Origin of the sequence: Pseudomonas sp. YQ_6, assembly GCF_043103245.1 — a bacterium.
Classification (GTDB): domain Bacteria; phylum Pseudomonadota; class Gammaproteobacteria; order Pseudomonadales; family Pseudomonadaceae; genus Aquipseudomonas; species Aquipseudomonas alloputida.
The window spans coordinates 1-450 of record NZ_JBICJR010000024.1 but is presented as its reverse complement, the minus strand read 5'-3'; the positions used below and the strand labels follow the sequence as shown (position 1 = coordinate 450).

The following is a 450-nucleotide window of genomic DNA, read 5'->3' as shown; positions in this document are numbered from 1 at the left end:
ACTTCGTCGGTGGTGTCGGTCACTTGAACAGTAGCCGCACCGCCCAACTGCAGGTTCTCGAACGTTGCGCCGGTGGCGTCTACCGCCGAATTGATACCAAGGCTGATCTGGCCAGCATCGTTGTAGACGTCATCGCCTTGCGCGTCGTGGGTGTACGGCGCGCTGGTTTCGCCGGCCTTGATGGTGACCTGAGCGTTGTTGCTCAGGGTCACGACTAGGTCGTGAGCCAGGGCGGTGTTGATGTGCACGGTGAACGTCGGTTTGACGTTCTCGGCCACCGAAGTCTGGTCGGCCGTGATGGTGACCTTGACCAGATCGCCTTCGTTGCCCGGCGTACCTGGCTCGTCGGTCACCGACGTGCTGACCGGCGTCTTGTCCAGCGTCAGCTGTTCGAACTTGCCGACATCCGCGCCTTCAACGGTTGCGATCGACATCACAACCGGGTCGTTG

At 61.3% G+C, this 450-nt stretch carries 1 protein-coding gene; it reads right to left on the bottom strand.

The features are described from left to right. Nucleotides 1–450: immunoglobulin-like domain-containing protein (locus tag ACF8FG_RS06120; RefSeq protein ID WP_392518636.1), on the bottom strand; the 450-nt coding region annotated here is incomplete at both ends.